At 76.6% G+C, this 1,908-nt stretch carries 3 protein-coding genes; all 3 read left to right on the top strand.

Translation table 11 applies throughout. From position 1 onward, the window contains the following. On the top strand, positions 1-399 hold a 399-nt coding region (locus tag VI078_09120), incomplete at its 5' end, for a tetraacyldisaccharide 4'-kinase (protein HEY5999442.1). Continuing rightward, complete coding sequence (locus VI078_09115) at positions 360-1,289, top strand: lysophospholipid acyltransferase family protein (protein ID HEY5999441.1); 930 nt, start codon at positions 360-362, stop codon at positions 1,287-1,289. The genes VI078_09120 and VI078_09115, both read left to right, overlap by 40 nt. Continuing rightward, a partial coding sequence (locus VI078_09110; protein HEY5999440.1) for a hypothetical protein occupies positions 1,286-1,908 on the top strand: 623 nt, incomplete at its 3' end. The genes VI078_09115 and VI078_09110, both read left to right, overlap by 4 nt.

The raw sequence follows: 1,908 nt of genomic DNA, 5'->3' as shown, positions 1-1,908 counted from the left end.
CGCGCGCTGCTTGCCGATGCCGACCTGGATTTCGGCGGGTGGTGCGACGCGCGGGGGGATGCCGCGGAACTTCCTCCCGGCACCGGCGTCTACGCCTTCTGCGGGGTCGCGAACCCGGCTTCGTTCCGCCGGACGCTCGAGGGGCAGGGGGTGCGGCTGCTCGGATGGGAGGTCTTCGGCGACCACCACCCGTACCGGCCCGTGGAACTTGAGGCGCTGGCGGCCGCGGCGGCGGCGGCGGGGGCGGCGGCCGTGGCGACGACGGCGAAGGACGCGGTGCGCATCGCGCGCTGGCCCGGCGCCGTGCCGCTCTACCGCGCGGAGGTTAAACTTGTTATGATGACAGGCTGCGAGCAGCTATGGGAATCGCTGAAGACTCTCGCGGCGCGCGGCGGCTGAAACACCGGCTCGAGCATGCCGTCGTCCGCCGCCTCCTCCGTTCCTTCGCGGCACGCCCCCTCGACGAGGCCATCGAGCGCGGGGCGCGCCTCGGCAGGATCTGGCACGCCCTCGACCGGCGCCACCGCCGCCTCGCGGCCGCCAACATCCGGCTTGGCCTCGGGCACGACGCCGCATCGGCGTCGCGCGTCGCGTGCGCCAGCTTCGAGAGCATCGGGCGCACCCTCGCGGAGTTCGCCCTCGCCGCCGAGCGACCCGACGAGCTGCTCGCGCGCGTCGACTTCGAGGACGGACCGCGCCTCCGGCAGGTGCTCGCGGCGGGCCGCGGCCTGCTGCTCGTCTCCGGCCACTGCGGCAACTGGGAGCTGCTCGGGGCCCGCGTGGGGCGGGAGATACCGCTCACGAGCATCGCGCGGCCCCTGGCCAACCCGCTCGTCGACCAGACGGTCACGGACCTGCGCCGGGCCGCCGGCATCCGTACGGTGGCCTCGGACGACGCGGCGCGGGAGGTGCTCCGGACGCTGCGCCGCGGCGAGGCGGTCGCCGTGCTCCTCGACCAGAGCGCGTCGCGCGGGGAGCGGGTCTTCGTGAACTTTCTCGGCCGGCCTGCGGCCACGAACTTCGGGCTGGCGCTGCTGGCGCTCAAGAGCGGTGCCCCGGTGCTCCCCGGCTTCTCGGCGCGCGGCGCGGACGGCCGGCATCGCGTGTGGATCGGCGAGCCGATCGCCCCGGCGGACTCCGCGGACCGCGGCACCCGCCTCGGGGTGACGACGGCCCGCTACACGGCGGCGATCGAGGCCTGGGTCCGGCGGCACCCCGACCAGTGGTTCTGGGTGCACGACCGGTGGAAGCGGACCCCGGGGCCGGACGATCCGGTCTTCGCACCGTGAGCGCGGGCGGCGACTACGGTGCGCTGACCCGGAAGCTGGATCGCCTCCGGCTCCTGCTCTGGGCGGCGCGGGCGCTCGCCGCGCTCGAGCGGGCGGCGGCCGTCGCGGCAGTCGCGATCGTGTTGAACACGCTCGTCGCCGAGCGCTCCGCGGCGGGGCCGTGGCCGGTCTTCGCGCTTGCGCTCTGCGGCATGGCGGCGCTGGTCGCCGCCGCGGTCAGGCTCGCCCTCGCGCTGGTGGCCCCCTCCCGGACGGCGGCTGCGCGCCGCGCACAGACCGTCGACCCGGGGCTGCGGACCGACGTCGAGAGCAGCCTCGAGCTGGGGGCGCTCGCCGGCGAGGCCGGTCCCCACGCCGCGTCGCCGGTCTCCGGCGGGCTGATCGACGCGCTGGTCGGCACCACCGCCGAGCGCCTCGCGGCAGGCGCGTCCCGCCACTTCGTGCCGTGGCGCGGCGTGCGGGCCGGCGCGTTGCTGCTGGGGGCGTGCCTGCTGCCGCTCGGGGCGCTCGCCCTCACCGGCGGCATCCCGGGCAACGCGGCGCGCGCGCTCGTCGACCCCCGCGTCTACTGGCCGCTCGGGCGGTTGAGCTTCGCGGTCGAGCCCGGCGACGTCCGCGT

The sequence above is a fragment of the bacterium genome, from assembly GCA_036524115.1.
Classification (GTDB): Bacteria; JAUVQV01; JAUVQV01; order JAUVQV01; family DATDCY01; genus DATDCY01.
The sequence above is the reverse complement of the archived record's forward strand: the minus strand, read 5'-3'. Positions and strand labels throughout refer to the sequence as shown.